Origin of the sequence: Streptomyces hainanensis (assembly GCF_004348415.1) — a bacterium.
GTDB classification, from domain to species: Bacteria; Actinomycetota; Actinomycetes; order Streptomycetales; family Streptomycetaceae; genus Streptomyces; species Streptomyces hainanensis.
In genome coordinates, this window is sequence record NZ_SMKI01000570.1 from 1 (window position 1) to 4372 (window position 4372).

At 75.5% G+C, this 4372-nt stretch carries 3 protein-coding genes; all 3 read left to right on the top strand.

The annotated features are described in order from the left end of the window. Nucleotides 1-1329: FAD/NAD(P)-dependent oxidoreductase (locus tag E1283_RS32630; RefSeq protein WP_132821777.1), on the top strand; the 1329-nt coding region annotated here is incomplete at its 5' end. Nucleotides 1330-1449: 120 nt separating this feature from the next. Continuing rightward, nucleotides 1450-2598 (top strand): 3-dehydroquinate synthase, encoded by a 1149-nt coding sequence (aroB, locus tag E1283_RS32635; RefSeq protein WP_132821778.1) that lies wholly within the window; start codon nt 1450-1452, stop codon nt 2596-2598. A 59-nt stretch (nt 2599-2657) separates the two neighbouring features. Further along, nucleotides 2658-4372: radical SAM protein (locus E1283_RS32640; RefSeq protein WP_132821779.1), on the top strand; the 1715-nt coding region annotated here is incomplete at its 3' end.

A 4372-nucleotide genomic window follows, 5' to 3' on the forward strand; every position in this document is an offset into this window, starting at 1 on the left:
GAGCGGGGCGCCCCGGTGGTGCTGCTGGACGCGGGGGAGCGGCCCGGCGGGCAGTACTGGCGGCACGCGGCGGACACCGAACCCGGCGGGGCGTACGGCGGGTTGTGGCGCCGGTTGCGGGCGCTGACGGACGCCGGCCGGGTCGACTACCGTCCCGGCCAGCAGGTCTGGCTGGTGACCAGGGAGGACGACGGCGGCTTCCGGCTGGAGACCACCCCCGTGCACGACGGCGTCGAGCCGCTGCCCGGCCCCGTCACGGCCGGGAAGGTCGTGCTGTGCCCCGGCGGAGCCGACCGGCAGTTGCCGGTGCCCGGCTGGACGTTGCCCGGGGTGGTGGCGGCCGGCGGCGCGCAGGCGCTGCTCAAGGGGCACGGGACGGTCGCCGGCCGGCAGGTGCTCGTCGCCGGCACCGGGCCCTTCCTGCTGCCGGTGGCCACCGGCCTCGCCCGCGCCGGGGCCCGCGTCGTCGGCGTCTGGGAGGCCAACTCGCCGCTCCGCTGGGCGCGGCACGCGCCCACCGTGCTGCGGGTGCCCGGCAAGGTCGCCGAGGCCGCCGGCTACGCAGCCGCGCTCGCCAGGCACCGTATCCCGTACCGCACCCGCACCGTCGTCGCCGAGATCCTCGGCGACGACCGGGTGCGCGCCGTCCGGCGGGCCGTCCTCGACGGGGACGGCGTGCCGCGGTCGCGGCCGGAGGAGGTCGAGGTCGACCTCGTGGCGTTCGGCTGGGGTTTCACCCCGGCCCTCGAACTCCCGCTGCAACTCGGCGTCGCCACCCGGGTGGACGTCGACGGCTCCCTGGTGGTGGCCGTCGACGAGCGGCAGCGGACGGACGTGCCGGGGGTCTTCGTGGCCGGCGAGGCCACCGGCGTCGGCGGCGCCACCCTCAGCCTCGCGGAGGGCCGGATCGCGGGGGCGGCCGCCGCCGGCCGGCCCGAGGGCGGCCGCCGGCCGCGGGCCACCGTCCGCGCCCATCGGGCCTTCGCCCGCGCGATGCACGACGCCCACCCCGTGCCCGCCGGCTGGCACCGCTGGCTGACCGACGACACGCTGGTCTGCCGGTGCGAGGAGGTGCCGCACGCCGCGGTGCGCGCCGCGCACGCCCAACTCGGCGCCGGGGACGCCAGGACCGTCAAGATGCTGACCCGCGTCGGCATGGGCTGGTGCCAGGGGCGGGTCTGCGGATACGCCGCCGCGTGCCTCACCGCCACCCTGGACGGCCGGCCGCCGACGGAGGCCGACCTGCGCGGCACCGCCGCCCGCCCGCTCGCCGTCCCGGTGTCGCTCGCCGAGCTGGCCGGCCCGGAGGAAGGCCCCGACCGGCCGTGAACTGACGACCCGTCAGTAGCGTGTGACGGGCCGTCCGCACGCAGTGTTGCCCCCGGAACGTTCTCAGGTGAGAATTGGGCACTCGATGAGGCGGCCCTGGCCACTGAGTCTGGGGGATACATGACTACGTATGTCCGCGTATCCGAGCGGCTCGACCTGCCCGCAGACCCGGAGGGCCCGATCGTCGGCGCGGCGACGCGACACGACACGTACGCGGTCCACGTCTGCCAGGACGAGGCCACCGCCGCGCGGCGCTTACGCACCGAGATCGACGGCCGCCGGGTCGCCCTGATCACCGACGAGAACGTGTCGGCGCTGCACGCCCGCCGGCTCTTCGGCCGGCTCACGGCCGCCGGTCTCGACGTGACGATGACGGCCATCCCGGCCGGCGAGGCCAACAAGAGCCTTCCCACCGCCGCCGGGCTGCTCGACTGGCTCGCCGGCACCCGGCTCGCCAGGCGCGACGTGATCCTGGCCGTCGGCGGCGGGGTGATCATGGACACCGTCGGCTGGGTGGCCAGCGCCTACATGCGCGGCCTCCCGTACGTCAACGTGCCGACCACCCTGCTCGCCCAGGTGGACGCCGCGCTCGGCGGCAAGGTCGCGGTGGACCACGCCACCGCCAAGAACCTGATCGGCGCCTTCCACCAGCCCAAGGCCGTCGTCTCGCACGTCGGTTACCTCGCCACGCTGAGCCTCAGGGAGCTGCGGGCCGGCCTCGCCGAGGCCATCAAGAAGGGCGTCATCGCCTCGCCCGCCCTCTTCGAGCTGATCGAGCGCCGGCACGCCGACGTGCTGGCCGCCGACCCGGCCGCCACCGCCGAACTGGTGCACGGGGCGAGCGCGGTGAAGTGCCGGCTGATCGCCAAGGACCCGTACGAGAACGACCTGCGGCGGCCGCTCAACTTCGGCCACACCGTCGGCCACGCCGTCGAGACCGTCACCGGCTACGGCCCGGTCCTGCACGGCGAGGCGGTCGCCTTCGGCATGGCCTGCGCCGCCCGGATCGCCGCCCGGCGCGGGCTGCTCGACCCGGCGACGCTGGGTCGGGTCAGCGCCCTGCTGACCACCGTCGGCCTGCCCGTCACCCTGGACGGGCTGCCCGCCCCCGTGGATCCGGCCGCCACCGTCGCGGCCCTGGGGCAGATACGCAAGATCCGTGACGGGCAGCTACGCTTCGTGCTCCCCGTCGGCCTGGGGGAGACGGTGATCGCCGACGACGTCAGCGACGCCGAGATCCATACGGCGCTGACGGCCGAGTCGCACTGAGCACGCCCCGCCCCCTCGCGTTCCCTCCGCCGCGCACCGCCCATCTGGGGAGGTCCTGTATGGCCACCGCCACCACCACCCGGTTCCGGCACGCCCGGCTGTACGTCACCTTCCGGTGCAACGCGCGCTGCGGCTACTGCAACGTCTGGCAGGACCCCGTCTTCGACGGCCACCGGGAGCTCACCGCCGACGGGCTGCGCCGCTGCCTCGACGAACTGGCCGAACTCGGCGTCACCTACCTGGACATCACGGGCGGCGAACCGTCCCTGCACCGCGAGCTGACCGCCGCCGTGCGGCACGCGCACCAGCTCGGCATGACCGTCGACCTCACCACCAACGCCATCCGCTTCCCGCCCGAGGCCCGCGAGATCGTGCCGCTGCTCGGCACCATGAACGTGTCGCTCGACACCCTGGACGCCGAGCGCTACCACGGCATCCGCGGCACCGACACGCTCGACCGCACCCTGGAACTGGTGCGCGAGCTGGGCGCGGCGGGGGCCGGCAACCTCAAGCTGATCTGCGTGGTCTCCGGGCAGAACGCGGACGAACTGCCCCGGATCGTCGACTACGCGCAGCGCGCCCGGGTGCCCGTCTACCTCTCGCCGATGTTCAGCTACTTCGCCGCCCAGCGCGAGCTGCGGCCGCCCGGCTCGGTCCGGGCGCTCAAGCTCGCCGCCGTCAACGGCCGCGCCACCCCGACCCCCGGCAGCAACCAGGCCACGAGCACGAGCCTTCCGATGTCCGAACTGGCCGACCGGGTCGCCGCGTTGCGGTACGAGCCGTACACCGTCGTCAGCCTGGCGTTCCTGCACCACCTGCGGACCCTCGACCCGGCGTCCGACACGGCCTGCGCCGCCAACGAGCGGATCCTGACCGTCGGACCCGACGGGCGGGTGCTGCTGCCCTGCTACCACGAGTGGGACGCCTCGCTGCCCTGGGACCGGCCCTACCGCGCTCTCGTGGACGACCCCGAGCTGGTCCGGGTCCGCGAGGAGGAGGTCGGCCGGCGCCCCGGCTGCCGTTCCTGCGCCGTCTTCCCCTACCTCGGCCTCGCCATGAGCTACCGGCTGACCACGCCGTTCCTGGTGCAGGCGTTCTCCGAGGAGTTGCAGCGGCTCAAGCGGGACGCCGGCCCGCCGTCCGCCGACCGGCGGCGGAACCTCCTCGATCGCGGCGACGCCGTGCTCGCCGCGATCGAGCGGCACGCCGCCCCGCTGCGCCCGGGGCGACACCCGGACGAGCTCTACCACTTCGAGGCCACCGGCGACGGCCTGGTGCGCACGGACCTGTCGGCGGAGCCGGTCACCGTCGAGGAGTTGCTGGCCGACCACGCCCACGAGGACTGCTGGCGCACCCAGCGCACCCCGCACCGGCTGGTCCGCCTGCTCTACTCCGACATCCAACCGGCGCCGCTGCCCGCCGAGTTGGCGGCCGAACTGCCCGAGGTCCAGGTGGACTGCTGGGAGATCCTGCTCGGCATGCTGCCGGGCGCCACCGCAGGCCCTGGCGCCGGCCTGGCCGACTGGTGCGACCGTGCGGGGCGCGCCCTGCGCGGCCATCCGGCCGCCGCCTCGGTGGCGCTGCTCGCCACGTTCGGCACACTGCCGGCCGCGGCGATCGCCGCCTGGGGCGGCGGCGTCGCGGGCCACCCCGAGGAGGCGCTGGCCGTCAAGCTGCTGCGCACGCTCGCCACGCCGGCGCGCCGCGCCGAGCTCGCGCCGCTGTTCTCCGCCGAGCTGGCCGCCGCGCTCACCGGCCCCCGACCCGACGTGCC